The organism is Rossellomorea sp. DUT-2 (assembly GCF_052665285.1).
The window spans coordinates 684,151-709,381 of sequence record NZ_JBQPEO010000003.1 but is presented as its reverse complement, the minus strand read 5'-3'; the positions used below and the strand labels follow the sequence as shown (position 1 = coordinate 709,381).

The following is a 25,231-nucleotide window of genomic DNA, read 5'->3' as shown; positions in this document are numbered from 1 at the left end:
AAAATAGGATTGTTATTCCTGGATGTGATTACACCGTCTGCTTTTCCTTCACAATGTCGTAGCCTGTTGAGTTTTCTAAAATGGTGGTTTCTACTTTGTCTCCTTTTCGGGTTAAGGATAGAGACAGTACTCCATCACCAATCGTAATATCGTGCACCGTCAATATGCTCATTTCATCAATTAACATCGGATTGAGATGGATTTCTTTTGTAAGACTGTTTGGGAATAAACCTAGCAGGGATTGTATAAAGACAAGTGGTGTCCCCGCTGCCCATGCTTGTGGAGAACATGCGACCGGATACTTTACAGCCTTCCCGATCGTTGACTCATATCCACAGAACAATTCCGGCAAACGGTCATACTCGAAGTGGCGGGATGCATCAATCAGTCCACTCATCACCTTTTTCGCTTCTTCGGTAAATCCTAATTTACTTAACCCCAGCAGAGTCATGCTGTTATCGTGTGGCCAGATGCTTCCATCGTGATAGCTCATCGGGTTGTAACCAGCCTCGCCTTTCCCCATGGTACGAATTCCGTATCCTGAAAACATTTTGTCATTCGTTAACGTTTGACTTACTTTTTCAGCGCGATTCCCTGACATCATTTCTGAATATAAAACATGTCCTGGATTGGATGTGATCGTCCCAACCTTTTCCTTGTTTTGATCAAGGGCGATGGCGTAGAATTCCAGGTCATTCATCCAAAACTCCTGTTCAAACCTTTCTTGCAGATTTTTCGCTTCTGCTTTTAATCTAGAGGCCGTTTCATTATTCTCAAGTGCTTCATAAACAGCAGCCAATCCAAGTTTCGCCTGGTACACATAGCCTTGAACCTCCACTAAAGCAATCGGTGTATCCGCGTAGTCCCCATTTCGATGAACGATGGAGTCCCCCGAATCTTTCCAGCCTTGGTTGGCGATTCCCTTGGATGATTCCTGATGGTACTCTACGAATAAATCTCCATCACGATCTCCATATTGATCGATCCATTCAAGCGCTCTCTTCACATTGCCTTCCAGCTTATGGAATGTATCGAAGTCACCCGTCCATTTCACATACTCTGTTAAAAGAACAAGGAATAACGGTGTTGCATCAATCGTTCCGTAATAAGGCGTGAACGGAATTTGGTCCGTATTCGCAAGCTCTCCGTAGCGAATTTCATGCATGATCTTTCCTGGCTGTTCGTCTCTCCAAGGATCAACCTTCGTCCCTTGCTCACTGGCCATCGTGAACAGGGTGCCTTTTGCAACCTCGGGTTGGAACGCAATCATCTGGAGGGCCGCAATCAGACTGTCTCTCCCAAACGGTACCCCGAACCAAGGCAGACCTGCTACAGGAAACTTTCCGTACCCAGTGTCCGTCAGTAGTACACGAAGATCTGATAATCCTCTGTCCACCAGGCGTTGAAGTGGCTGGTAATCCGTTTCTACCTTCGTTAACTGAGCGGACCACTCTTTATAAGAAACTTTTAATTTTTGAAGAGCCTCTTCGACAGGTAAAATGTCATCTCTTGTTTCTACATTTTCCAGTGGCACAATCATAAATGTAATGGATTGTTCTTCCTCGTGCTGAAGCTCAACCTGGAAAGTAATCTCCCCAGTTTCCTTAACGTTTTTCGCTTTGGCATCCCACTGAATCTTCGTGGCACGTTTGATATCATCTGCTCCTTCATATCGGAAGGAGAGGGACTGATCTTCCGCTTTCTGACCTGTTTTCTTTCCTGTGTTTCCAGTTTGGAACCCGCGTACGATGAACATATCGTTAAAGTCCACATCGACTTCTATATTCAACTCAAACGAGACCGGCTTTGGGTAATAGTTTTTCGTCGTAATCGTTTCATATAACACATCATCATAAATAAAGCGCTTACGTTCGATTTCTACTGATTCCCTCCAGAGAATAAGATTTCCCTCCTTCTCTTGGTGGGGGTTCGTCGATAGAATCGTAGACATATAGTTTTCGGATCCATCCGAATGTAATAGAATCGGTTTTTCATTATTTATTTTTACATTCAACTTGCTAAGGTACCTCGTGTCATTCTTGTATAAACCAAGTCCATAACTATGATCTGAAACGATATCTCCCTGCTCATCTGTAAGAAGAAATAAGTTGTTTTCTTTAATCACTCTGTAGTTCATATTGGTTCCTCCTACTTTCAAACGCTATTGTTTGTGAATAATTTCGCTGTCTCCCGAAACGTTTTGGAAATAAGGTAAAAAATATTCCAAAACGTTTCGGATTATCCCCTAAATAAAAGTTGGCTTTTAGATTTTCACCAACGTTTATTTATTTATATGATTCGTACTTTCTCTTTTGATTAACTTTGTCTCCAACACCATTCGATGAGTCTTGGACTGATTTGATAACAAATCCAGCAATAACCTTGCCCCTTCATACCCGAGCTGAAACTTATTTTGTTGGATGGTTGTCAGCTTTGGACTAACATATGAAGCTAACAAAATATCATCATATCCTACAACCGAAAGCTTTTCCGGCACCTGTAACTTCAACTCTTTCGCTGCACTCATCGCACCGATGGCCATTAAATCACTTGCGCAAAATATAGCTGTTATTTCAGGGTGTGAGGTTAATAATGTATTAGCCGCTTTCTTTCCACTTTCTTCTGTGAACTCTCCATTTACGACGTAATTGTTATTGAGTTCCACCTGTGCTCCTTGCAAAGCATTTTTATACCCTTCCAATCTCTGCTGACTAACAAACGCAAACTCATGTCCATTAATCATCCCAATGTTCTTGTGTCCATTGTCGAGTAAATGTTGAACGGCTTTTTCAGCTCCTAATACATTATCCGTCGTCACATGACTCACATTCCCGGACTCAAGGGGAATATCAATTAATACGCAAGGAATATCACTTTCGACGACTTCATGTAAATAAGGATCATCGGTTCGAATCCCCTGGATAATGACCCCGTCCACTCTTCTTTCTCTGCAAAGTTGAGTATACGTCTTTTCACGCTGCTTTGAGGAATTGGTGTTGAATAATACAAGATCGTAGTCAGCACCTGAAACAAATTCATTAATCCCTGCCAGCACTTCCACGATGAAATTATCTTTCACACTTTCCTTCGTAAATCCCGAAACGAGTAAACCAATCGTCTTTGACTTCTTCATGACCAGACTTCGGGCAATTGAATTCGGACTATAATTTAACTCCTTCGCAACTTCTGCAATCTTCCTTCTAGTGTCTTCGTTGACATCAGAATATCCATTTAACGCTCTTGAAACAGTCGTTACGGATACCCCTGCTACTCTGGCAATATCTTTAATTGTAGTCACTTGCACATCTCCCAAAACGTTTCGGATTTCCTTTAACTGAATAATACAACAGCTTGAAAACGATTACAACATTATTTTTCTATAACGTTGTTTTTGTGGGACGTGGGGTCAGGCACCGTGTCCCACTTATAGCTGGTTGGTCCTTGGTACTCTCTCCTCTTTCCAATGCTTCGTTCGCGGTTAAATTTGAAATTTCGCCGTTAAATCCTGGATTTCGCCGTTATATTAAAAATATCGCTGATATATCAGTCCTCCTTAAAGAATGCCCCCTCTTCTAACACCCAAAGGACTATCCCCTCACCTTTTTTTCTGATTCACCATTAATTAAGTACCGGAACATAAAAAAAACAGCGAATGTCACTATATTCGCTGCATGTCGTGGCCTCCTCTTTAGAGAAGGCACACCAATATTTATTTTCTCGCTTCATGAACCTTCAGCATCTTACCTTTGACCGTGGTTTTCTTCATCGCATGCAATACCAGTGACCCTTTACCATTCAAAATTTCCACATACGAAAGGTTTTCCTGAATGGTTATGATACCGATGTCGTCTGCGGAGACTCCATCGATTTTTGCGATGGTTCCGACGAAATCGACAGCCCTGATTTTCTTTTTCTTTCCGCCATTGAAGTAGAGCTTCATGATGTCTCTGTTTAACTGCTCACTCTTGTCTGATTTAAAATCAGGTTCGGTGTCTAATTTTCGTTCGAAATCCGTCTTTGCTTTTGCCACTGTGTCTTGTGACGGCGGCTGCAGCTTTGGAATCGTAAATCCGATATAGTCTTCAATCTCGGCAAGGAATTTATCTTCATACGGCGTCCAGAAGGTGATCGCTTTTCCTGTTAGACCAGCGCGGCCTGTTCTCCCCGTACGGTGAACATAGCTTTCTTTCTCCATGGGGATATCATAATTGATGACGTGGGTAATATTTTCGATATCGATTCCACGCGCCGCCACATCGGTAGCGATGAGATACCTGAATTCCCCTCTTTTAAAATCGTCTATCACTTCAAAACGGGCTTCCTGAATCATACCGCCATGGATTTTATCCACAGGGTACCCTGAGCGGTCCAACTCTTCACACAATGTATCCACATTTTCTTTTGTTCGGCAAAAAATAATGCAGCTATCTGGATTCTCAACGGTTGTGACGTTTCTCAGAAGAGCCAGCTTATCTTCTTCTCTCACTTCGATTAAAGAGTGATCGATTTTATCTGTCGTAATGCCCTTTGCCTTGATTTCAATATGAACAGGTTTCTTCATATATTTATGGCAGAGTGCTTCGACATCCTCTGGTAAGGTAGCAGAGAATGTCAACGTAACCCGGTCTGTTGGCAGCTCCTGAATAATCGCTTCCACCTGTTCGATAAACCCCATGTTCAGCATCTCATCTGCTTCGTCGATCACAAGGTACGCAAGCTTTTCCAGTGGGAAAGTCCCTTTTTCAATATGATCGAGTACACGTCCCGGGGTGCCGACTACGACATGATTTTTCTGCTTAAGCTCTAGCTTTTGTCTATGAAAAGGAGATTTTCCGTACACTGCAGCCGCTTTGATTCGCTTATATCTCCCGATGTTCGTGATGTCTTCTTTTACTTGAACCGCGAGTTCTCGGGTTGGCGTCAGGACAAGTGCTTGAGGCTTATTCTCTTCCCATTCTACCATTTCACAAATAGGAATCCCGAAAGAGGCTGTCTTACCGCTTCCTGTTTGGGAACGCACAACAAGATCCTTCTTCTCTAGGGCCAATGGGAGCACCTTGGACTGAACCTCGGTTGGAGATTGATAGCCTAAATCGGATAGTGCCCTTACAATATCATCACTAAGCTTATAATCCTTAAATTGTTCTATACTCATTTCAATACCTCATTTATTCTTTCATTTAGTCTTATTCTCATAGGAAAGTGGCGATTCTATTCAATGGAAAAATACCCCTTGCAAATTCTTTTCAAATATCTTTAGGTATTCCATCAATAGTGTGTTATGCTTTACCTAACCATTTTTAACTTGTAACATGTTGTCTCCGGGACCGACGAACGCTGTCGGTCTCTTTTTATACCCAAAAGCGGAGGCGGCTCGCCCAGAGGCGACAAGCATAAGGCGAACATGCCGGAAAGGCGTTCTTTGCCTTTTTGGCATGTTTGACTTATGACCTCGAGCCTCTAGCCGCCGGAGCTGGACGACACCAAAAGCGCAGGCGGCTAGCTCAACACCATCCTAAATAATCCGCACTTTCACCTATTCCCAACAATAAAAAAAGGACCCTCCGAGAGAGTCCCTTCATCAAAAGCTATTACGCTTTGTTTACGTTAGTCGCTTGAAGTCCACGTTGACCTTGCTCAGTGTCAAATGTAACTTTTTGACCTTCGTCTAAAGATTTAAATCCTTCGCCTTGGATAGCTGAGAAATGTACGAATACATCTTCTCCACCTTCGATTTCGATGAAACCGAAACCTTTTTCTGCGTTAAACCATTTTACTGTACCTTGTTGCATAATTGTTTCCTCCTGTGTGGATTTGAATCCACGATTTATTACTATCGTTGCTCAATTAGATATCAAAGGCGAAAAGTTTAAATACTTTCTTTCCTTACAGACCGAACAAAAATAATTCTTCTTTAGAATAACAGATAATCTGAGAAAAAGCAAATCTATTCCTATATTCTTTACAAACCAATGATCTTCTCCTCTTGTTTCATCTTTTAACTCTGGAGGATCATTTTGAAAAAACCTTTGAATATTTACCTTTAAACTCTCTATCCGTAAAGGAGAAACCCATCCTTGTGTCGAAAGTAAAAGATAAAGGGGATGACCCAATGAATAAAATTGGATTATTAAAAAGTTTAAATCAAGCCAGCCGTGGAAACTTCTTTTCAATTGAAATCCCTATGACGTCAAAAGAAGAAGCGCAAACCATTGAAAATCTGGCCCATGAGTTAGAAAAAGAAGGAAAAATCAAAATCAGGGAATGTGCTCAGAATGAAACATCTGTTTACATTCAAGGAATCATCAAGTATGCGTTAACATAATTGTGAAGGGTTGCCTGCAACTTTTACGACAGGCACCTCTTTTTTTTGGCAAATAAAAAAGGACTCTACGAGAGAGTCCTTCATCATAAAGCTATTACGCTTTGTTTACGTTAGTCGCTTGAAGTCCACGTTGACCTTGCTCAGTGTCAAATGTAACTTTTTGACCTTCGTCTAAAGATTTAAATCCTTCGCCTTGGATAGCTGAGAAATGTACGAATACATCTTCTCCACCTTCGATTTCGATGAAACCGAAACCTTTTTCTGCGTTAAACCATTTTACTGTACCTTCTTGCATGTGTGTATCCTCCTGTGTGGACTTTGCATCCACGATTTATTACTATTATTGCTCAATTAGATATCAAAGGCGAAAAGTTTAAATACTTTCATTCCTTACAGACCGAACAAAAATAATTCTTCCTTAGAATAACAGGAAATCGTAAAAAAAGCAAATGCTTTTTATAAGTTTCTTTAAGACGCATTATGAAATCCTTTAACTTCCTATATAAAAAGTCCACTTCCCCGAAAGAAAATGGACTTTCATATAACTACTTATCTTCCTGCTTACTCCCATGCTTCACGCCTTTACTTATATAAGGCTTGTTGCTCTTCTTCTTATTGGCCCCGGCCTTCCAGCGATTCCAGCCTTTCTTTCCTGTGCCTTGGCCCGTTCCGCTTTTTTTCTTTGGTTTACTCATTTTTTCACTCCGTTATGATAAGGTTCGTTCTTTCACATTCGTCTCCATATCATAACACTTATTGGGGGTGTAGAGTACTTCTTGTTTATTCCACTTCTTTTTTCTGTCCTGTATAGATGTGAATCGCATCCCGCAAGAACTCGGCCATTCCCTCTTGTTCAGCGTCATAATAAGCCTTGAACCGTTCATCGTCCACATACATTTGAGCAAGGCCGGCATGGGCTTCCTTGCTGTAATGCCCCCAATAGAACGAAATCCATTTCTTATGGAAGTCAGCCGCTTTTTGGGCAGCATCGCTTGCGGGATCACCGGTTTGAAATGCTTCCCCTAAGGATTGTTTAATTTCCTTTTCCAGTTCTGTGACCTTTTCATGGTCTTCCTGAGACATGTTCATGACTCTCGCGTTGGATTCGTCCACTGCCTTTTCACCGTATTTTCCCCGCACTTCTTTTCCGTACTTTTTCTCATTATCTTCCACCATTTTTTCCTTGAATCCTTCAAACTTTTCTTTATCTGACATGGTGATTCTCCCTTCCTTTACCCGTAATGTTTTATCTACATTCGCAATCAGTTGATCAAGCTGCGCGCGTCTGTCCAGTAAGATTTCCCGGTGTTCCCGTAAGGCATATGTTACGTCAAAGTCAGGATCATCCAGAATATCCTTGATTTCCTCCAGTCCTACACCTAGTTCTTTGTAAAAGAGGATCTGCTGCAGGCGGTCAACTTCCTTCTGCCCGTATAACCTATATCCTGACGAATTGGTCCTGGCCGGCTTCAGAAGCTCAATTTCATCATAATAGCGCAGGGTCCTCGTGCTAACACCAGCAATCTCTCCAAGTTTTTTGACGGTATATTCCATGATGTCACCTCCTGACAATTCTTACTTTACAGGTTGACGCTGCGTAAATGTAAAGGGGATATAGGAAAAAAGTTCGCGTTATTTATCTTTCATAGGATAGCCCACCCGCACGGGATCTATTTAGTGGAATCCCTTGAAAATAAAGTGCCAGTCCGATATTCTTAGAATATTAATTATCAGTTTAAGGTTGTGTTGAGCATGCGTATCAATAAGTATATAAGCGAAGCTGGGAAGGCATCCAGACGCGGTGCAGATAAATTGATTGCCGAAGGAAGGGTGACCATCAACGGGAAGATTGCGAAGATTGGCGATCAAGTGAATCCCGGCGATGATGTGAAGGTTAGCGGAGCTCCTGTCAGGGTAGCAAGAAATAATGTGTATATTGCATTAAATAAACCTGTTGGGATTACGAGTACAACTGAAAAGGGCGTCAAGGGGAATATTGTGGATCTCGTCAATCATCCGCTGCGAATTTTCAATATTGGACGACTGGACAAAGATTCAGATGGCTTGATTCTTCTGACGAACGATGGGGATATTGTCAATGAAATCCTCCGTGCAGAAAATCAGCATGAGAAAGAATATATCGTCACTGTTGACCGCCCGATTTCAGAAGATTTCTTAAAGCAGATGTCAGAGGGCGTTAAGATCCTTGGTACGAAAACCCTGCCTTGTAAAGTAGAGCAGGTGTCAAAATACGTGTTCCAAATCACGCTGACCCAAGGATTGAACCGACAGATCCGCCGCATGTGTGAAGCCCTTGGATATGAGGTCTACAGACTGCAACGCACGCGCATCATGAATATTCAACTGGGGAATCTGCCTGTGGGACAATGGCGCGACCTTTCTAAGAAAGAGAAGACGCGACTGTTTCAAGATTTGGATTACGAACCGAAGGAATGGTAATCATTCGGACGGGGGCACCATACGTTTCGTATGGTGCCCCCGTTTTTTTACCTGTATAAACCTATCTCCATACCCCTAAGATGAACCCCATCAACGTAAAGGTCACAACATGATACCCGGCATTTATGAAGAAAAGTTTAATTGATTTCCTTTCAAATAAATACGTGATACCCATCGCGGTCGCCACCCAGAAAAGCCCTGCTGTGAACCCTGCAGAAGCCCCGATCATCCCGTTTCTGTCCGGACCTAAAAACAGTACCAATACAATCGAAATAATAAGTGAAAGGATAAATGCACCACCGAAGATTTTCCCCATGTGACCGTTCTTTAGGTCTTCTTCGTCAAAATTGTTTTCCACCATCCAAGCTTTTCCGAATAGGAGGGAATACCATAGGCCACCTACTACAAACGAAGATAGTGCTGCCACAAATACCGCTAAGTAATTAATAGATTCAGCTGATTGAGCTATCATATTCATTTTCCTCTTCCTTCCTGCACACTATGTATGTCCTTCATCCATTATAGGTACATGACGAGGAAATGTATTGTAAAAAATGGACATGTTTTTATGAAAGAAAATTATCAGATCCGGATGCCCTTCTCTTATATTCTCCAGGAGACATACCGGAAAACCGTTTGAACTCTTTATTGAAGTGAGACTGATCATAATACCCCAGCTGAGAAATCAAATCTGCCACATCGTTATGAGAATGGGAATAGAGAGACGAATAGGCTTTTTCAAACCTATATACTTGAGCCAACAGCTTCGGATTCACACCTGTGTGATCATGAAAGATCCTCGTAAGATGTCTTTGAGTAAAACCTAAGGAATCTGCCAGTGTCGGAATCGATTGATTAGGGTTCACTTTCAGTTGATTTATGTTACCAGTGATGACTTTATATTGTCTTGTTTTCTCTTCAGATATTTTTCTAATCAAGAACTGATCTAAAAGGGGATAAATCTCTGCGTTTTCTTTTACCATGTAAAGGGCCTCATACATTTCCTTCTGAAAAACTCCCCAAATGGAATGGAGGGGATCTACCTGGTTGACCGTTTCACCAATGGGGATTTCTAAAAAAGGAAAAATCCCGTGTGGATAAAAACGTATGCCAATTAAGTTTGATTTCCCCCGGTAATTGATTTCTAAAGGTTCATAGTGACACCCCGACAACCAAGATTGGTTTACGCTGCGGGTTCTCCGATTCATCATTTTATAGTTTCCTTCAAGTGCAAAAATCATTTCAATCTTTCCGTTGGGCAGGATTAATTCAGTCTTGTCATTCGGCCCCGTGTTCAACTCCACATTCCAATAGCATTCAACCCACGGTCTCAAATCCGTATCAGGCTTTCTAACCTCAAATTTCATAACGTATCTCACCTTTTTATGTACAGGATTACCTCTTGCTTTAGTAACAACATATGGCTCTCAACCAATTATTTCAAAAGCTGTGAGTTTACTCAAGCATGTATATGAAAAAAGGGGTCCGCCCCCCAATGCATTAACTACATGGGAGGCAGACCCCTCAAATTCACCCTGCCGGTGACTTCATCTTATTCATGATCATTGTAAAATAGTTCTTCACCTGACCTGGTGGGTGGGAAATGTGGAATGAACCAGACTCCTGAGACTCCTTATCCTCTTCGATTAATTTCGGAGAATAGACCCGCGTACCTTCCACTATGCTGCGAATCGAGGAAGTCAGCTCTTCACTTGGACTGTCCTTGAGTAAGTACCCACCTGCATCGAATTGTCGAGCCCGCTCTAAATAACCCTTTTTCGGGAAGGTCGTCAATAAAAGCAGATGACATCCGACTGTCTTCACAGCTTCCAGAGGTCCGTCCCTCTCAAGCATTTCAATATCCATGATAAAGAGGTCCGGTTTTAATTGGTGGACAAGGGCGAGTGCTTCTTGACCATCCTTTACCTGGCCGACTACTTCCATGTCGTCTTCCAGGTTGAGGATGGAGGTTATGGTTCCACGTAATAATTCCTGATCCTCTGCGATGACGATTCGAATCATGTAGGTTCACTCCTTTTAAAGGCCTTATCAAGTAAAGACTCCCCTTATATGAAACGTTCATAAGGAGAGTCGGTCAGGATTATAATTCAGGTTTGGCTTCCGTTGAAATTCTTGATTTTGACTTACCCAGAGACTTAATACCTCTAAAACTTACAAACGTTTTGTTTTCTTCATCCCAAAGCTTGAAACGTAGTGATTTTAAGCTTGTTAATAGGGAGATGGTTGGTACTTTTTGTAATGGCTCTGAGTTTTTATGTGCTTCTTCGAGTTTGTAGTTCGGTACTCTCGGACTTAGATGGTGAATATGGTGATAGCCGATGTTACCTGTAAGGAACTGCATAAATTTTGGAAGCTTGTAGAAGGAACTTCCTTCAACAGCCGCCAACACATATTGCCATTCTTTGTCTTCTTCGAAATACGAGTCTTCAAACGTATGCTGAACGTAGAACAACCAAATACCGATCGATCCTGAAACCATAAAGATGGATCCTTGTACAAGGAGGAATTCCTGCCAGCCCAGTGTTACACATAGAAGTGCGATAAGGGCCACGATGATTACGTTCACTAAATACGTGTTGTTACGTTCTTTCTTACGTGCATTTTTACGGTTAAATCTATTTTTCAGAAGGAATACATAAATCGGTCCTAATACAAACATAACGAACGGATTGCGATAAAAGCGATACGCTAAACGAATCTTAAGAGGTGCTGCTAAATATTCATCAATCGTCAGCGTCCAGATATCACCTGTTCCACGCTTATCCAGATTCCCGCTTGTCGCGTGATGGACGGCATGCTCATGTCCCCACTGATCGAACGGGAATAGCGTCAATACACCCATAGCGGTTCCGACGATTCGATTTACGCGACGGCTTTTAAAGAAAGAGAAATGGGTACAATCATGAAAGATGATGAAGATTCGTGTCAGGAACCCTGCAGCGATCACGATTGGAACGAGTGCCAGCCAGTATGATACCGAAAGGCTTTGATACGCAAGAAACCATAATAGAAAGAATGGCCCCAGCGTATTGATGATCTGCCATACACTTTCCTTTGTTGTTGACTTTTCATAAGGAGCAACTTCTTTTTTCAACGTTTTTATATTTGTCATGTCATAATTCCCTTCATTTAAGGCGTTGAATTCATTATAAGATAAGCGATATTATCTTGTTAGTAGTAGGTGTCATATGCTGGGCATGACAAATGTCATAAGGGAGATTTTGTCATGAGCCCATCAAAGCTCTTTCCCTTGCTATCACTGGATTCCCCACGATAGCAGGACGCTTCCAATTGGTTATATTATTTTTTGAGATTAGAAAAATATTCTTGTTTGGGTGATTTTTTATAGAGGTTTTATAAAAAAAGTTCTTCATTATAACAAAAAGAGCCTGGATTCATCCAGACTCTCTATCCTGATCATTCGCAAACCAGCACCTGCCGGACAAATCTTCCTTTACTCACTTCACAACGATCGACGATCTCAAAGCCCGCTTTTTCAATATTCGCGTCCACATCTTCCAAGGTGACGATCACTACCTTCTCAGCAAATCGTCTCGCACTGCGGAGCATGTCAAGCTGCTCGTCATTTGTAATCACTGAACAAAGATTGTAAGGTAGATCGATTACAGCTACATCATAGTAGTCGGTTACGTCGTTAATATCCTTTAAAGAGACATCCCCTTTGTATCCAAAATGAGCGATATTCTCTTTCACTCCATCGAGGATCAAAGGATTGCGGTCACTCCCGACGATATCGATTCCCATGGATAGTGCCTCCACAAGGACCGTCCCTATTCCGCAGCACGGGTCGATCATTTTGATTCCTTCAGGATTCGGTGCTGCGATATTCACGACGGCTCTTGCCACACGAGTGCTGAGTGCCGTCGAATAGCTGTGCGGCTTTTTCACATGGTGCAGCCAAACCGCTTCGTTTCTCACATACTTTCCAAACACCCAGCGCTCATTGGTCTTCATCACCCCGAACCAAATGTCTGGATCGACTAACTCCGCTTCACCTTTTAGATGCATTCCTACTTCTTTTTCAATCTTGCGAAGCTTTTTGAAGCCTACTCTTTCCGCATCAAGATTTTGAACAAAAACGACTTTGAACCCATCAAGTGCTTCTAATTCTTCTATTTCTTCGAGTAGTTCTTCAAACTCATTACCCTCGCAGATTATTTCGAGTCTCTCCCGAATAAAAGGACTTCTACTGGGATCTATCATCACTGAACTTTCCAGAACGCTAGATTCAGGGCTCTTTCCAAATAACACTCTTCTTTCCAAGGCACATAGGGATTCCTCGTTCGGCTCCCATGAATAATGATAGATATATTTTTTCGTTTCTATTATGATCAACTCCGTGTGATGATAAAAATGTTGTGTTGCATTAGACCATTGTAACATAAAAAAGACCCGACCCCGGGCATGCTTAGCATTCATGCACCGTGGGTCAGGACCCGTAACATTATTTATTTTCCATCACTGAAATATATTCTTTCACCACTTGATAGACATACTCCTGATTCGCCGATGCGGTTTCCGGGTTGTATGCTCCACCATTTGTCTTATTATTGGACAGTACACGTATGCCCAGGAACGCTACATCATAAGCACCTGCAATCTGTGCTGCTGCAGCCCCTTCCATTTCCTCTACAGAAGTACCGTATTTCTCATGGAACCATTGGATGCGGTCCACTTCATTATTCCACACGTCAGCAGAACCGATGGTACCTTCGACGACCTTTCCGTCGGTGTATGTATCCTTTACTGCTTTGGCAGCTTCAAGTAAGTCCTCGTCTCCATCGTAATAACGAATCTTTTCAGCATTTGGATCTTCACCTGCACTGCCTTCAGAAGCCATTAAGTCCATAGGCTTCCAGACGGTAGGGTCAATTCCTTCGCTATCAGCTTTGTCCGCTGTTTTCAATGAACCCAGGTTTACGGTTCTTTCTCCCAATACGATATCAAATACATGCAGTTCAGGGTCATGTCCACCTGATGTTCCTTGGTTGATGATGGCGATCGGATCGTATTTCTCAACCGCTACCGCAGTAGCTGCTGCCGTGTTTTCCATCCCTTTACCGGTTTTGGCAACGATGACAGGATAATCATCCAGGGTTCCTATGTAAAAAACAAATGTTCCGGATTTTTCTTCTTTCACATTTTCTAATTTCCCTGCAAACTTTTCAGCTTCAATCGGCATTGGACCTTGAATCATAATGGGTCTCTCTGCCTCTTCTTCCTTAGCTGCAGTCTGTGAAGTGGAACTGCACCCAGTAAATAAGGATAATGCGAGTAAGGATAATGATACAAATAAAGCCAGTTTCTTTTTCATCAAAATCTCTCCTTTTTCGTTTTTTTCTTGATGGTGACATCTCGCTGTTTTGCCCAAAAGAAAAAGATCTAGAACATGTAGAGTGGTTTCTACTTTCCAGACCTTCGAAGTTAAAGTATACGTGATATGACGTGAATGCCCATCACAAAATGGCAACGGCAAAAAACCGAAAAACCGAATACTTCAACTCGTAGTCCAGTTCTTATAATGGGAACCAGGTAGAAACACTCAGACCATATTACCGAGGATATACGAGTAACGATATGTAATTAGTACAATGTTAATATAACAAACTCTCCTTCGACAATCAACCTAAATACGAATTTTATTTAAATTTTATATTTTAATGTTCGTGTTTTAGTGAATCCCTCCGAACTGATCCGCATCTTGATCACTCTTAGATTTGATATATAAATAGGGAATAATATAATGAAAGAATGACACACAAAAAAAACAACGGGGTGAAAAACATGAAAATCGGACTTATTGGGCTGGGAGACATCGCCAAGAAAGCCTACCTGCCAGTTCTCTCTGAAAAAGAAGGCATCGAGCTGGTGCTTTGTACCAGAAATGTTGAAACTCTAAATGCTCTGGCAGATCAATATCGCATCCAGGAAAAGGTTCAGAATGTGGAAGAACTGATTGCAACCAACATTGACGCTGCATTTGTGAGTACCGCTACCGAAGCCCACTTCGAATTAACGGAGAAACTACTACAGAACGGCATCAACGTATACATAGACAAGCCGATTTCCTTGAACTTTCACGAAACCGAAAGAATCGTTCAGCTTGCAAAAGAAAGTGGAAAAATCGCCATGGTCGGTTTCAACAGACGATTCATTCCAAAAGTGAGAGAGCTAAGGGAGCATGGCAATCCGAGCTTCCTTCTTATGCAAAAAAACAGATACGCCCTACCTGATTACACCAGAAGGTTCGTCGTAGAAGATTTCATCCATGTCGTCGATACTCTGCGATACTTAATGGATACAGAGGTCCAGGATGTAAAGGTTCAGTATCTAATAAAGGATGACATGCTCCACCACTTAGTCGTCCAGCTCATGGGTGATGAGTGCACCGCAGTCGGGATCATGAACCGTGACGGCGGTGTGACGGAAGAAATCATCGAGTACTCGGCAGGCCATCATAAATATGTCGTCAACAGTCTGGTTGAAACGACTCATTATCATAATAAAGAAGTCAGCCTTTCTTCATTTGGAGATTGGGAGCCTACTTTGTATAAGCGAGGGTTTTATGATTTAGTGGATCATTTCATAGAATGTGTGGAAAATGGTACAACCCCTGACCCATCGATTGAGGATTCACTGGTTACCCATGAGATTTGTGAGAGGATCGTCGGGATGATTAAATAGTAGGTCAGATAGATGGGGAAGGGGACATGGAAAGCCCCTGTCCCCTTCCCCCTTTTTAGAATAAAGGGTTTTTCTCTATTTGCAACCAATGCTCAGACTTCTCAATCTCTCCAGCCAACTGCAACAGCAGATCTTCTCTTCCTTTTGCTGCCATCACCTGAACTCCGACGGGCAGCCCTTCAGGAGTTTGATGTATCGGAAGTGACATGGCTGGCTGTCCTGTTAAATTGGCCAACTGCGTAAAAGGGGTACGCATCAGATTCTTCTGTGCGATCTGATCAACGATCCCAATCTTCTTCAATAATCTTCTGAGTCCCAATTTCCCTACTGAACTGATCAAGAATTTCTCTGATTGGGTCGGCTCCAGCTCTCCTATCTTGGCTGGTGGAAAAGCGGTAGTAGGAGTAAGGTAGAAATCATACGTTTCATGAAATGTTTCCATTTGGTAGGCTGCTTTGTCCCACTCCCTAATACTCAGGATAAATTCTTCTGCAGGAGTGGCCTTTCCGATCAAACCCAGGAGCCAGGTGGAAGGTTCCACATCAGCGTAAGTAGCTTTTCGTCCCAGCACTTCTTCCAACGTAGTTAACAATGCAGCGGTTTCCCCAAAATACATGGTAAAAAAACTTCTCGCAACCTTATGTCCATCCACAGGCACCTCTTTTTCTTCCACATCATGACCCATGGACTCTAGTACTTTAGCAGCTTTCACAACAGCCTTTTCGCATTCGGGATGTACTTCAGTTCCTATGGGAGAAGCAGTGGAGTAAGCAATCTTTAATTTCTTGCCTAATGGGGTTTGTGATGCTTCCAAGTACCTCCCTTCAAATGGTGGAGCATAAAAAGCAGCAGACTTTTCATACGTTCGTAATTCATCCAGCATGGCAGCACTATCCCTGACTGATCGTGTTAAAACATGCTCAACAGAGGCACCTTGCCACGTTCTTCCGTAGGTGGGACCAACAGGTGTTCTTCCCCTGGTTGGCTTCAAACCAAATAACCCGCAATAGGCAGCAGGGATTCTGATAGATCCCCCACCATCATTGGCACCCGCGATCGGAACAATGCCGGATGCTACCGCAGCTGCTGAACCGCCACTTGAACCTCCCGGTGTATAATCCAGGTTCCACGGATTTCTTGTCGCACCGTAATGTGAAGGCTCCGTAACAGCCACTAAAGCAAATTCAGGTACATTCGTCTGCCCCAGAATAACCACGCCAGCTTCCCGCAATCTCCTGGTATACTCTGAATCTGTCTTTGCACGGTAGCTTCGAAGAGATCTTGAACCTGCTGTCATGGGCTCCCCTTCCATATCTTGAGTGATATTTTTCAATAGCATCGGTACACCGGCGAAGGCCCCAGTAAGCTCTTTGTCTGCAACCTCCCTCGCCTGTTCATACATTTTATGAATCACTGCGTTCAACTTCGGGTTGTGGGCTTCTGTTCTTTTAATGGCCTCTTCAACCAATTCTCTAGGCTGAACTTCTTTTTTCTTCACTAATTCTGCGAGCCCTAAACCGTCGTAGTTTTTATAATCAAAGCCCTGCATCCTGCTCCCCCCTATTGACTATGTATCTATGACTTTCTACATAATAGGAGAATTTCCTTTTTTTAATAGAATTCAATCACACTGTAGCCTAAAAAAGATTCTAGTCCCCCAATATAGTAGCACCTATGACTGAGGGCAGTGTCTGGATCCAGCGGTTACTCGACGATGGATACTGGTATAAAAGACTCAAAAAAAAGGTCATATACCCACGGTTTATTTTCAGATAATTGTTACTATTGAGTGATATACGTCTTTTGATCACTCTTGTATACTTTTAATCGAAACGTTTCACCAAATTGAAAGGAAGTGTCCTATTTGAAGAAATATTTTTCATTGCTGTTAGTTTTATTGCTTATCGTCAGCGCTACGCTCCCAGCTGCGGCTTCTGGAAATCACACAAACAAAGGAAAAGAGATCGCTTTATCTAAACAATTGAAAGCGATTTCAAAAAATACCTATCGATACTTCGAAGATTTTACAGATAAGAAAACGGGACTCACTTATGATGCCGTCCGAATGGATACCGGGGAGATCAATGCTCAGAAATTCACTTCTCCTACGAACATTGCCATGTATATGATGAGTACGATTTCAGCTGAGGAAGTCGGCCTGATTTCACGTGAAGAAGCCGTGACCAACATCGAAAAGACGTTGAATTCATTAAAAGATATGGAAAAATGGAACGGATTATTTTACAACTGGTACTATACAGAAGATGCAACACTCATGACGGAGTGGGGTCAATTCATCTCAACTGTAGATAATGGATGGCTGTCTGCAGGACTCGTTGTAGTGGGACAAGCGTATCCGGAACTCTATGAAGAGACCCACGCATTAGTTGAGGACATGGATTATTCCACTCTTTACACACCTGAAGTAGGACAAATGCGGGGCGGATATGATGTAGCAACCGAGAGCTATACTTCTCACCATTACGGTGCCTTTTATACGGAACCACGCGTAGCAAGCTACATCGCAATCGGGAAAGAAGATGTACCGGAAGAACATTGGTGGAGAATGTTCCGCACCATGCCTGAAAGCTGGGATTGGCAGGCTCAAATTCCAGAAGGATATACAGAAACTTATGATGGTGTAGATGTCTTTGAAGGACATTACAGTTACAAGGGCACTAAATATGTACCAAGCTGGGGAGGAAGCATGTTTGAAGCATTGATGCCACAGCTTGTACTAAAGGAGAAAGAACTTGGGAAGAACGCACTTGGCTTGAACAATAAGCGTCATGTAGACATCCAGATTCAATATGCTAAAGAGCAAGGATATGAAGCCTGGGGCATGTCGCCAGCAGCCACACCAGATAATTATTCAGAATTTGCCGCTACTCCATTAGGTATGGACGGTTATAAGTCTGATGGTACTGTTACTCCACATGCCACTTTCCTGGCACTTGAATATGCACCAATGGAAGCATTCAATAACATCCAGGCGTTGAAACGTTTCGATATGTACGGGAAATACGGATTCCTTGATTCAGTCAATGTAGAGACAGGAGAAGTGACTCAAGCCTACCTCGCTTTAGATCAAGGTATGACAATGGTCTCAATCGTCAACTATTTAAAAGATGGAGTCATCAGAGATTACTTCCATCAAGATCAAATCGGGAAATCTCCAGAGGACCTACTGATAAAAGAGACGTTTTCTATTAAATAATAGAAGCGATAATGATGCAAAAGCCCAAATGGTTGAACCACTTGGGCTTTTGCATTTAAGTGTTATTGTCTATCTCCACCTCTTCGCCAAGGCTTCAATATGACCAGGATCCGTCCGGCAGCAACCACCAATGATACGGGCACCTGCCTCGTACCAAATTCCTGATTGCTCATCAAACGCCGAACACGCTTCCTCCCCATGCCACGTTTTAGTCTCAGCATTGTAAGTCTCACCTGAGTTCGGGTACACGATGATTGGTTTGTCAGTGTTTCTGCTTAATACGCTTATCGCCTCTTTGGCCGCAATAATCGGTGCACAATTCACCCCAATCGCAGCGATTTGTTCATCGTCATTGAACACACGCGTGCACTCTTCAATCCCCGTTCCATCACTTATCGTCTTTCCATCCTTTAATGAAAAAGACAGCCAGGCACAGGTATCCGGAAATTCTTTCAAAAGTGACGCGAGTACCTTTGCCTCCTGCAAGGACGGGATGGTTTCGAATGCCAACAAATCAGCACCCGCCTCCACTAGTGCCTGGATTCTGGGAAAATGGAAACCTGCTAAATGTTGATCGCTTACTCCATAGTTCCCAACGTATTCAGAGCCGTCAGCAAGGTATGCCCCGTATGGTCCTACAGAACCTGCAACGATTGGTTTCGGCCGATTCGAATTTCCCTTATCTTCCTTCCAAAAGCCATCCCGAGCCTGTTTGGCAAGAGTAACCGTTTTTCGGATTAATTCCAGCGCTTCCGGTTTCTCTATTCCGCGCTTTCGAAAACCATCCACCGTTGCCTGGTAGCTGGCTGTAATCGCACAATCGGCTCCTGCACGGAAATAATCAGCATGAACTTTCTCAATCGCTTCCGGTTTTTCAAGGAGTACACGGGCAGACCAAAGGGGGTCGTTTAAATCACAGCCATGGGTTTCCAGCTCTGTGGCTAACGCTCCATCTAAAATAAGTGGGGAATGTTTTTGTAAAATAGCATCAATGGGATTCAGCTTCAGTTGATTCGACATAACCTGTTCCTCTTTTCTTTACGTATTGTGTTATATGATAGCTTCCATAGCAAAGGGCGATAAACGGGATTCCGCAATAAAGGGCGATCCTCTGAGTGGGATCAAAGGCAATGCCGATACAGGAAGCGAGACAAAGCAGAAATGCCGCAATGGGGACGAGTGGATAGAGCGGCGTCCGATAAGCCAGGTCTTTCACATCGTTTCCTTCCCTTATGTACTGTCTTCGAAATAGAAATTGGGCAGCACTAATGCTCATCCACACGATCACCACCGCAAGACCTGAGACCGAAACCAAAACGATGTAGACCGTCCCCGGTGCAATGATGCTTGAAAGCAAGGCCAGCCCCCCTCCAAGCATGCTGCATACAATCGCATTGAGAGGGACTCCCCTATCAGTCAATTTGGCAAAAATCGGTGAGATCGTTTGCTTATCTGAAAGCGACCATAGCATTCTGGAAGAAGCATACAGACCTGAGTTTGCCGCTGATAAAATGGCCGTTATGATCACAAAATTCATGATATCGGCGGCATACGGGATTCCAATCCGACCAAGTACCGCTACGAAAGGACTTTCCAATACACCGGCTGACTGGCTCGGTATTAGAGCAGATAATACTACAATCGTCCCTACATAAAAGATGATCAATCTCACAAGAGTGGTACGGATGGCTCTAGGAATCGATTTTGATGGATTCTCTGTTTCTCCCGCCGCAACCCCGATCAATTCTGTTCCTGAAAAGGCAAAATTCACGGCAAGCATGGTCATCAAGATGGCAAATGCCCCGTTCGGAAACAATCCAGAACTTGTGATATTCGAGAAAAGCGGAGCGGGCTCTGAATGAATGAGGGGGATGAAACCGACGATCGCCCCTGTCCCAATCACAATAAACGCAACAATCGCAATCACTTTTACTAAAGAAAACCAAAATTCAGATTCAGCAAAAAACCGCACTGACAACGCATTAAGGACAAAAATCAACGCAGCAAAGATCGCGCTCCAAATCCATACACTAATCGAAGGAAACCAGCGCTGCATCATCAAGCCAGCCGCCGTAAACTCCGACCCCAATGCCACTGTCCATGTCAGCCAATATAACCAGCCCACCGTATAACCGGTTCCAGGACCAATGAATTTTGTAGCATAACTATGAAAGGATCCCGTCTCCGGCATATGGACAGAAAGCTCGCCTAAACAAAGCATCACAAGATACACCACCAGCGCCCCAATCAAATAAGCAAGGATCGTCCCAAACGGTCCAGCCTGATGGATCGTGTACCCCGAACTCAAGAAAAGCCCGGTTCCGATCACCCCTCCAAGAGACAGCATCACCAAATGCCGCGTCTTCATCTTCCTTTTAAAACTCTGTCCTGCCTTTTCCATACAAACACCCTTCCTTCTAAATGTATTGAGGAATGGGTGAACAAACAAAAAACGCACCCTAAACGAGTGCGTCACCGACAAATAAAAGATTGCTCCTATCTATCAGGGTTTGAATCACCCGCTGGAATTAGCACAGTATCTTCACAGACCTGTTGCTGAGGCTTCAAAGGGCCAGTCCCTCCACCTCTCTGGATAAGAAAATATTTAGATTTTTTAAAACTTTATCAATATATTGGAATAATGTCAAGACCATGAAATAGATTAGTACCCCAGCCTATCCCAATGTTACATTAAGGATTAAAAAGGGAATAACTATACTAAAAAAGGAGAAACCGCCATGCCAGAAGGTCCGGAAATCAGAAGAGCGGCTGATGGAGTCGAGCGCGCTCTTAAGAATAAAACCGTACAAGATGTATACTTTGCCTTCCCTCATTTGGAAGATTACGAAGACCTATTAAAAGGATCGATCGTGAAGAGAGTGGACACGAAAGGAAAAGCCATGCTCATCCGCTTTGACAACGGATACACCATTTACTCTCACAACCAACTTTACGGAAAATGGTATATCAGGAACCTGTACAATTATCCGAAAACCAACCGACAGCTAAGGCTTGCTCTACATAATGAGAAAAAGTCGGCACTTCTTTACAGTGCATCCGATATTGATGTCCTCCGTGACGAAGAGGTGCCCGAGCATCCTTTCGTTTCTAAAGTGGGACCCGACATTTTGAGTGAAGAAGTAACAGCGGATGAATTGCTTCAAAGAATGAAAGAAAAACGATTCTACAAACGAAAGTGGTCGATACTTTTATTAGATCAAGGGTTTGTAGCCGGGATCGGGAATTATTTGAGGTCTGAGATCATGTTTGCAGCAGACATCCACCCTTCTCTTCGTCCGATTGACTGTACGGAAGATCAATTGATGAAAGCATCAGAGGCGATCATTCATTTAATTAAGCAATCCTATAAGACTGGTGGGATTACAAACGATCTTGAGCTTGTTGAGAAGTTAAAAGCTAAAGGAGAGAAGCGTTCGAAATATCGTCATTGGGTATTCAATCGAGAAGGGGCATCATGCTTTATTTGTGGGAGTGAAATTGAAAAGACGGTCGCTGCTTCGAGGCGGTTGTATTTTTGTCCGGTTTGCCAGGGACAATGAACCTGTCCCCCCCCCCCCCGCCCCTATCATTGAAAGCGAACCCGGTGATAAGATAAAATGAAACTAACAATTCACATATTGGATTGGAGGAGGGGTATGCCATGACCAATAAAACTATCTACCTTTTAATCGGACCAAAAGGAAGCGGAAAATCGTTCATCGGGACCCTGATGGACCAAAAGTTTGGAATCCCCTTTATCAGGGTGGAAGATTGGGCAAAGAAAGTGAAGAAAGATAGACAAATCGACAATGAAGATTATCTATCTGACGTTTTTTCTGCCATCGAAAAAGGGATTCGACACGCCTTGGACATGCACGACAAAATCGTATTTGAATCCACAGGACTGACGCCTTACTTTGACCAAATGTTCGAAAGTATCAATAGAGATTTTTCAGTCGTTACGATTGGGGTCCATGCAAACCATGAACGGTGCCTGCATAGAGTCAAGTCAAGAGATCAATCCATCCATATAAATGTTTCTGATGAACAGGTGAATGAGATCAACAAACAGGTAAAGGAAAAAGGGATGAGGACAGACTTTCAGCTGATTAATGAGGATAAATCTGTGGAGGAATTAGTGAGCGAAATGAGAGAAATAATGAAATAAAGCCCCTTCCATCTGCTTTTTGCCAGACAAAAGGGGCTTGTTCCGGATCTACATTCCGTATTTCTCCCGATAAAAATCATGCTTGGGCTGAAACAACTCTTCATCCGATTGTCTGACGTCGGAGAAATGATCCACGTTATAATGACCATACAAAGCCTTGTTGTGGTGCTGGATAATTTGCTCAGCCTTTAACACAGATGAATCCTTCGTCGAGTGACCATCTGCCACCAGGGTTACGTCCAATCCATTAACGGTTGCATACCGAACAGCGGTGTCGATACAATATTCCGTTTGGCATCCCATGATGACAACATGTTCAACCTTTTTATCTTTTAAATAGCTTAGTAATGGCGTACCGTAAAACGAATTGGTCGCTAATTTATCATACACCACACTCTCGTCCGAAACATGGATATCCTTGTGAACCTGGAATCCATCACCTTCCCCGCCTCCTACATCTTTATCTCGAATAAACACGATGTGAGCACCTGTTTCGGCTGCCTTCTGGATGACCCGATTGATGTTTTCAATCAGTCTCTCCTTTTGAAATACCGCTTGTTCCCCTTCATTTCCTTCGATTAATTCCTGCTGGGCATCAATCACGAGTAATGCTTGGTTCAATAGAAAAACTCCTTTATCTCCATTTTCTCCTCACCTATCTTTGAATAGTTTCGACTTATCATTGACAAAGTCCTCTTACACTCCAAAAAAGCAGGAAACCTTTTGGCTTCCTGCTTTGCGCTCATTCTTCATGTACCGCAATACGTTCGGTAAGGGCGATTGGATGGATCAGGTGGTGTCGCGTACTTGCACTGTTCTGTCAATAACTGATAAGGATTTTTAAGAACCTTAAGCAAACGCTCCATTACGCTGTAATCACCACTTTCCACTGCAGCTTCCAACGCTTCCTCCACACGGTGATTCCGGGGAATCACAGATGGACTACTTTTTCGCATTAACTGATGAGTTGCTTCTTTTGACTCTTCCTGCCTGTTAAGTCTCTCTACCCAGCGTTCTTTCCATTGAACAAATTCCGGGTTATTAAACAGATCGATTTGTTCTTCATTTGTTAATGCACGGAATGTATTGGTATAGTCGGCACGATTCTCTTTCATTAAACTTAAGAGATCTTTTGCAAGGGCTTCGTCCCCTTCTTCTTCGTTGAATATACCGAGTTTCCCTCTCATTCCGTCGAGCCAGTGAGCTTCATACAGCTTAGGAAATTCCATCACAGCATCCTGGGCAAGCTTCAACGACTCTTCCTGTTCATCATGAAGAATCGGCAACAGGCTTTCAGCAAACCGGGCAAGGTTCCAACCGGCAATTTGAGGCTGATTTCCATAGGCATAACGTCCTCCGGTATCAATGGAGCTGAATACCGTTGCCGGGTCATATGTATCCATAAAAGCACATGGACCATAATCAATGGTTTCTCCACTGATCGTCATATTATCCGTGTTCATCACGCCATGAATGAACCCGACCATTTGCCACTTGGCAATGAGAGCAGCCTGGCGCTTGATGACTTCTTCCAGCAGGTAAAGATAACGGTTCGGTGCATTCAAACCTTCCCGGTAGTGACGCTCCACAGCATAATCAGCCAGTGCGCGGAGATCTTCCACCGTTCCAAATTTAGAAGCAAACTGAAAAGTACCGACGCGAAGATGACTAGCCGCTACGCGGGTCAGGATCGCTCCCTGTTGTTCCGTTTCCCGGTAAATCGGCTCACCTGTAGTCACCACCGCCAAGCTTCGGGTAGTGGGAATCCCAAGTCCGTGCATGGCTTCACTGATGATGTGCTCCCTGAGCATCGGTCCAAGTCCCGCGCGACCGTCCCCTCCTCGGGAATACGGGGTTCTTCCTCCACCTTTGAGCTGAATATCAAAACGCTCACCTGATGGGGTGATCTGTTCACCGATCAGGACAGCACGACCGTCTCCCAGCATATTAAAATGGCCAAACTGATGCCCGGCATACGCTTGGGCAATCGGCTCAGCGCCCTCAGGTATGTCATTGCCGGAGAACAACGCTTCTCCTTTCTCTCCCTGCAATTCTTTGACACTGAGTCCGAGTGCTGCTGCGACAGATTCATTTAGAACGATCAGAGTCGGATCACTGACTGGATTCGGTTCCTGCTTTGTGAAAAATGCTTCGGGCAGGCGTGCATAACTATTTTCTATATTCCATCCTGTTTCGTTTCCCTTTGTCATGGTATCTCCTTCTTTTGGTTTTGGCTTATTTTCATTAAACAAAAAATCATAGAGAATTCTATGATTTACTTCGAGTCCAGTTCTATATATTATATTTTACACATGAAAGGGAATGTACACCACTA

24 protein-coding genes and 2 riboswitches are annotated in these 25,231 nt (G+C 43.2%); of the genes, 6 read left to right on the top strand and 18 right to left on the bottom strand.

Translation table 11 applies throughout. The features are described from left to right. Positions 1 to 28 precede the first annotated feature (28 nt). The 4 genes from ACOSV2_RS14520 to ACOSV2_RS14505 all read right to left on the bottom strand — a co-directional run bounded on the left by ACOSV2_RS14520 (position 29) and on the right by ACOSV2_RS14505 (position 5,792). Positions 29 to 2,137: an amylo-alpha-1,6-glucosidase gene (locus tag ACOSV2_RS14520; protein ID WP_428975721.1), complete on the bottom strand. Its 2,109-nt coding sequence runs from the start codon at positions 2,135 to 2,137 to the stop codon at positions 29 to 31. A gap of 144 nt (positions 2,138 to 2,281) precedes the next feature. After that, on the bottom strand, positions 2,282 to 3,298 hold the full coding sequence (locus tag ACOSV2_RS14515; RefSeq protein WP_428975720.1) for a LacI family DNA-binding transcriptional regulator: 1,017 nt from the start codon (positions 3,296 to 3,298) through the stop codon (positions 2,282 to 2,284). Between the two features lie 411 nt (positions 3,299 to 3,709). After that, positions 3,710 to 5,155 (bottom strand): DEAD/DEAH box helicase, encoded by a 1,446-nt coding sequence (locus ACOSV2_RS14510; protein ID WP_428975719.1) that lies wholly within the window; start codon positions 5,153 to 5,155, stop codon positions 3,710 to 3,712. A gap of 436 nt (positions 5,156 to 5,591) precedes the next feature. After that, positions 5,592 to 5,792: a cold-shock protein gene (locus ACOSV2_RS14505; RefSeq protein WP_064094055.1), complete on the bottom strand. Its 201-nt coding sequence runs from the start codon at positions 5,790 to 5,792 to the stop codon at positions 5,592 to 5,594. A 287-nt stretch (positions 5,793 to 6,079) separates the two neighbouring features. On the opposite strand from ACOSV2_RS14505, the gene ACOSV2_RS14500 reads away from it, so the two are divergent. Next, on the top strand, positions 6,080 to 6,325 hold the full coding sequence (locus tag ACOSV2_RS14500; protein WP_428975718.1) for a hypothetical protein: 246 nt from the start codon (positions 6,080 to 6,082) through the stop codon (positions 6,323 to 6,325). 94 nt (positions 6,326 to 6,419) lie between these two features. Here the strand turns inward: ACOSV2_RS14500 and ACOSV2_RS14495 are convergent, their stop codons facing one another. The 3 genes from ACOSV2_RS14495 to ACOSV2_RS14485 form a co-directional block, all read right to left on the bottom strand. Beyond that, positions 6,420 to 6,620, bottom strand: coding sequence for a cold-shock protein (locus tag ACOSV2_RS14495; RefSeq protein WP_060671790.1), 201 nt, complete (start codon positions 6,618 to 6,620; stop codon positions 6,420 to 6,422). Between the two features lie 250 nt (positions 6,621 to 6,870). Further along, positions 6,871 to 7,020: a DUF3934 family protein gene (locus ACOSV2_RS14490; RefSeq protein WP_397552447.1), complete on the bottom strand. Its 150-nt coding sequence runs from the start codon at positions 7,018 to 7,020 to the stop codon at positions 6,871 to 6,873. A gap of 85 nt (positions 7,021 to 7,105) precedes the next feature. Next, positions 7,106 to 7,879, bottom strand: a complete 774-nt coding sequence (locus ACOSV2_RS14485) for a MerR family transcriptional regulator (protein ID WP_428975717.1) — start codon at positions 7,877 to 7,879, stop codon at positions 7,106 to 7,108. A 198-nt stretch (positions 7,880 to 8,077) separates the two neighbouring features. Here ACOSV2_RS14485 and rluF point away from each other — a divergent pair, with 198 nt between their 5' ends. Then, a complete protein-coding gene (gene rluF / locus ACOSV2_RS14480; RefSeq protein WP_428975716.1) occupies positions 8,078 to 8,785 on the top strand; it encodes a 23S rRNA pseudouridine(2604) synthase RluF in 708 nt (235 codons plus the stop codon). A gap of 61 nt (positions 8,786 to 8,846) precedes the next feature. Here rluF and ACOSV2_RS14475 read toward each other — a convergent pair whose 3' ends face one another. The 6 genes from ACOSV2_RS14475 to ACOSV2_RS14450 form a co-directional block, all read right to left on the bottom strand. Then, a complete protein-coding gene (locus ACOSV2_RS14475; protein WP_428975715.1) occupies positions 8,847 to 9,263 on the bottom strand; it encodes a DUF1761 domain-containing protein in 417 nt (138 codons plus the stop codon). A gap of 88 nt (positions 9,264 to 9,351) precedes the next feature. Continuing rightward, positions 9,352 to 10,152, bottom strand: coding sequence for an AraC family transcriptional regulator (locus tag ACOSV2_RS14470; RefSeq protein ID WP_428975714.1), 801 nt, complete (start codon positions 10,150 to 10,152; stop codon positions 9,352 to 9,354). Positions 10,153 to 10,315: 163 nt separating this feature from the next. Continuing rightward, the gene (locus ACOSV2_RS14465) at positions 10,316 to 10,807 is read right to left on the bottom strand and encodes a response regulator (protein ID WP_428975713.1); all 492 of its coding nucleotides are present in this window, start codon (positions 10,805 to 10,807) and stop codon (positions 10,316 to 10,318) included. Positions 10,808 to 10,886: 79 nt separating this feature from the next. Beyond that, positions 10,887 to 11,918: a fatty acid desaturase gene (locus tag ACOSV2_RS14460; RefSeq protein ID WP_428975712.1), complete on the bottom strand. Its 1,032-nt coding sequence runs from the start codon at positions 11,916 to 11,918 to the stop codon at positions 10,887 to 10,889. 305 nt (positions 11,919 to 12,223) lie between these two features. Then, positions 12,224 to 13,210 (bottom strand): TRM11 family SAM-dependent methyltransferase, encoded by a 987-nt coding sequence (locus tag ACOSV2_RS14455; protein WP_428975711.1) that lies wholly within the window; start codon positions 13,208 to 13,210, stop codon positions 12,224 to 12,226. A gap of 61 nt (positions 13,211 to 13,271) precedes the next feature. Beyond that, positions 13,272 to 14,141 carry a 5'-methylthioadenosine/S-adenosylhomocysteine nucleosidase gene (locus tag ACOSV2_RS14450; protein WP_428975710.1) on the bottom strand — a complete coding sequence of 290 codons (870 nt, stop codon included), beginning with the start codon at positions 14,139 to 14,141 and terminating at the stop codon, positions 13,272 to 13,274. Between the two features lie 171 nt (positions 14,142 to 14,312). Further along, positions 14,313 to 14,416: riboswitch (purine riboswitch) on the bottom strand. 162 nt (positions 14,417 to 14,578) lie between these two features. Here ACOSV2_RS14450 and ACOSV2_RS14445 point away from each other — a divergent pair. Then, positions 14,579 to 15,511, top strand: a complete 933-nt coding sequence (locus ACOSV2_RS14445; RefSeq protein ID WP_428975709.1) for a Gfo/Idh/MocA family protein — start codon at positions 14,579 to 14,581, stop codon at positions 15,509 to 15,511. 55 nt (positions 15,512 to 15,566) lie between these two features. On the opposite strand, the gene ACOSV2_RS14440 is transcribed toward ACOSV2_RS14445, so the two are convergent. Next, complete coding sequence (locus ACOSV2_RS14440; protein ID WP_428975708.1) at positions 15,567 to 17,060, bottom strand: amidase; 1,494 nt, start codon at positions 17,058 to 17,060, stop codon at positions 15,567 to 15,569. A 306-nt stretch (positions 17,061 to 17,366) separates the two neighbouring features. Between ACOSV2_RS14440 and ACOSV2_RS14435 the strand changes: the two genes are divergently transcribed. Further along, a complete protein-coding gene (locus tag ACOSV2_RS14435; protein WP_428975707.1) occupies positions 17,367 to 18,728 on the top strand; it encodes a glucoamylase family protein in 1,362 nt (453 codons plus the stop codon). Positions 18,729 to 18,797: 69 nt separating this feature from the next. Here the strand turns inward: ACOSV2_RS14435 and mmuM are convergent, their stop codons facing one another. Next, positions 18,798 to 19,748: a homocysteine S-methyltransferase gene (mmuM, locus tag ACOSV2_RS14430; protein ID WP_428975706.1), complete on the bottom strand. Its 951-nt coding sequence runs from the start codon at positions 19,746 to 19,748 to the stop codon at positions 18,798 to 18,800. Then, positions 19,717 to 21,129 carry an S-methylmethionine permease gene (mmuP, locus tag ACOSV2_RS14425; RefSeq protein ID WP_428975705.1) on the bottom strand — a complete coding sequence of 471 codons (1,413 nt, stop codon included), beginning with the start codon at positions 21,127 to 21,129 and terminating at the stop codon, positions 19,717 to 19,719. The genes mmuM and mmuP overlap by 32 nt, the downstream gene beginning before the upstream one ends. A 92-nt stretch (positions 21,130 to 21,221) precedes the next feature. Beyond that, positions 21,222 to 21,328, bottom strand: a riboswitch (SAM riboswitch). A 138-nt stretch (positions 21,329 to 21,466) separates the two neighbouring features. Here mmuP and nei point away from each other — a divergent pair. Further along, positions 21,467 to 22,288, top strand: a complete 822-nt coding sequence (nei, locus tag ACOSV2_RS14420; protein WP_428975704.1) for an endonuclease VIII — start codon at positions 21,467 to 21,469, stop codon at positions 22,286 to 22,288. A gap of 101 nt (positions 22,289 to 22,389) precedes the next feature. Beyond that, a complete protein-coding gene (locus tag ACOSV2_RS14415; protein WP_428975703.1) occupies positions 22,390 to 22,896 on the top strand; it encodes an AAA family ATPase in 507 nt (168 codons plus the stop codon). Positions 22,897 to 22,944: 48 nt separating this feature from the next. Here the strand turns inward: ACOSV2_RS14415 and ACOSV2_RS14410 are convergent, their stop codons facing one another. Then, on the bottom strand, positions 22,945 to 23,517 hold the full coding sequence (locus ACOSV2_RS14410) for an isochorismatase family protein (protein WP_428975702.1): 573 nt from the start codon (positions 23,515 to 23,517) through the stop codon (positions 22,945 to 22,947). A 128-nt stretch (positions 23,518 to 23,645) separates the two neighbouring features. Further along, positions 23,646 to 25,106 carry a protein adenylyltransferase SelO gene (locus tag ACOSV2_RS14405; RefSeq protein WP_428975701.1) on the bottom strand — a complete coding sequence of 487 codons (1,461 nt, stop codon included), beginning with the start codon at positions 25,104 to 25,106 and terminating at the stop codon, positions 23,646 to 23,648. Between the last annotated feature and the right edge of the window lie 125 nt (positions 25,107 to 25,231).

Excerpts from the sequence above, each read along its gene's own strand:
- ACOSV2_RS14510 (WP_428975719.1), bottom strand. The coding sequence starts at position 5,155 with ATGAGTATAGAACAATTTAAGGATTATAAGCTTAGTGATGATATTGTA.
- mmuM (WP_428975706.1), bottom strand. The coding sequence starts at position 19,748 with ATGTCGAATCAACTGAAGCTGAATCCCATTGATGCTATTTTACAAAAA.
- nei (WP_428975704.1), top strand. The coding sequence starts at position 21,467 with ATGCCAGAAGGTCCGGAAATCAGAAGAGCGGCTGATGGAGTCGAGCGC.
- rluF (WP_428975716.1), top strand. The coding sequence starts at position 8,078 with ATGCGTATCAATAAGTATATAAGCGAAGCTGGGAAGGCATCCAGACGC.
- ACOSV2_RS14505 (WP_064094055.1), bottom strand. The coding sequence starts at position 5,792 with ATGCAACAAGGTACAGTAAAATGGTTTAACGCAGAAAAAGGTTTCGGT.
- ACOSV2_RS14490 (WP_397552447.1), bottom strand. The coding sequence starts at position 7,020 with ATGAGTAAACCAAAGAAAAAAAGCGGAACGGGCCAAGGCACAGGAAAG.
- ACOSV2_RS14475 (WP_428975715.1), bottom strand. The coding sequence starts at position 9,263 with ATGAATATGATAGCTCAATCAGCTGAATCTATTAATTACTTAGCGGTA.
- ACOSV2_RS14495 (WP_060671790.1), bottom strand. The coding sequence starts at position 6,620 with ATGCAAGAAGGTACAGTAAAATGGTTTAACGCAGAAAAAGGTTTCGGT.
- ACOSV2_RS14415 (WP_428975703.1), top strand. The coding sequence starts at position 22,390 with ATGACCAATAAAACTATCTACCTTTTAATCGGACCAAAAGGAAGCGGA.
- ACOSV2_RS14405 (WP_428975701.1), bottom strand. The coding sequence starts at position 25,106 with ATGACAAAGGGAAACGAAACAGGATGGAATATAGAAAATAGTTATGCA.
- ACOSV2_RS14520 (WP_428975721.1), bottom strand. The coding sequence starts at position 2,137 with ATGAACTACAGAGTGATTAAAGAAAACAACTTATTTCTTCTTACAGAT.
- ACOSV2_RS14450 (WP_428975710.1), bottom strand. The coding sequence starts at position 14,141 with ATGAAAAAGAAACTGGCTTTATTTGTATCATTATCCTTACTCGCATTA.
- ACOSV2_RS14470 (WP_428975714.1), bottom strand. The coding sequence starts at position 10,152 with ATGAAATTTGAGGTTAGAAAGCCTGATACGGATTTGAGACCGTGGGTT.
- ACOSV2_RS14440 (WP_428975708.1), bottom strand. The coding sequence starts at position 17,060 with ATGCAGGGCTTTGATTATAAAAACTACGACGGTTTAGGGCTCGCAGAA.
- ACOSV2_RS14445 (WP_428975709.1), top strand. The coding sequence starts at position 14,579 with ATGACACACAAAAAAAACAACGGGGTGAAAAACATGAAAATCGGACTT.
- ACOSV2_RS14465 (WP_428975713.1), bottom strand. The coding sequence starts at position 10,807 with ATGATTCGAATCGTCATCGCAGAGGATCAGGAATTATTACGTGGAACC.
- mmuP (WP_428975705.1), bottom strand. The coding sequence starts at position 21,129 with ATGGAAAAGGCAGGACAGAGTTTTAAAAGGAAGATGAAGACGCGGCAT.
- ACOSV2_RS14485 (WP_428975717.1), bottom strand. The coding sequence starts at position 7,879 with ATGGAATATACCGTCAAAAAACTTGGAGAGATTGCTGGTGTTAGCACG.
- ACOSV2_RS14455 (WP_428975711.1), bottom strand. The coding sequence starts at position 13,210 with ATGTTACAATGGTCTAATGCAACACAACATTTTTATCATCACACGGAG.
- ACOSV2_RS14460 (WP_428975712.1), bottom strand. The coding sequence starts at position 11,918 with ATGACAAATATAAAAACGTTGAAAAAAGAAGTTGCTCCTTATGAAAAG.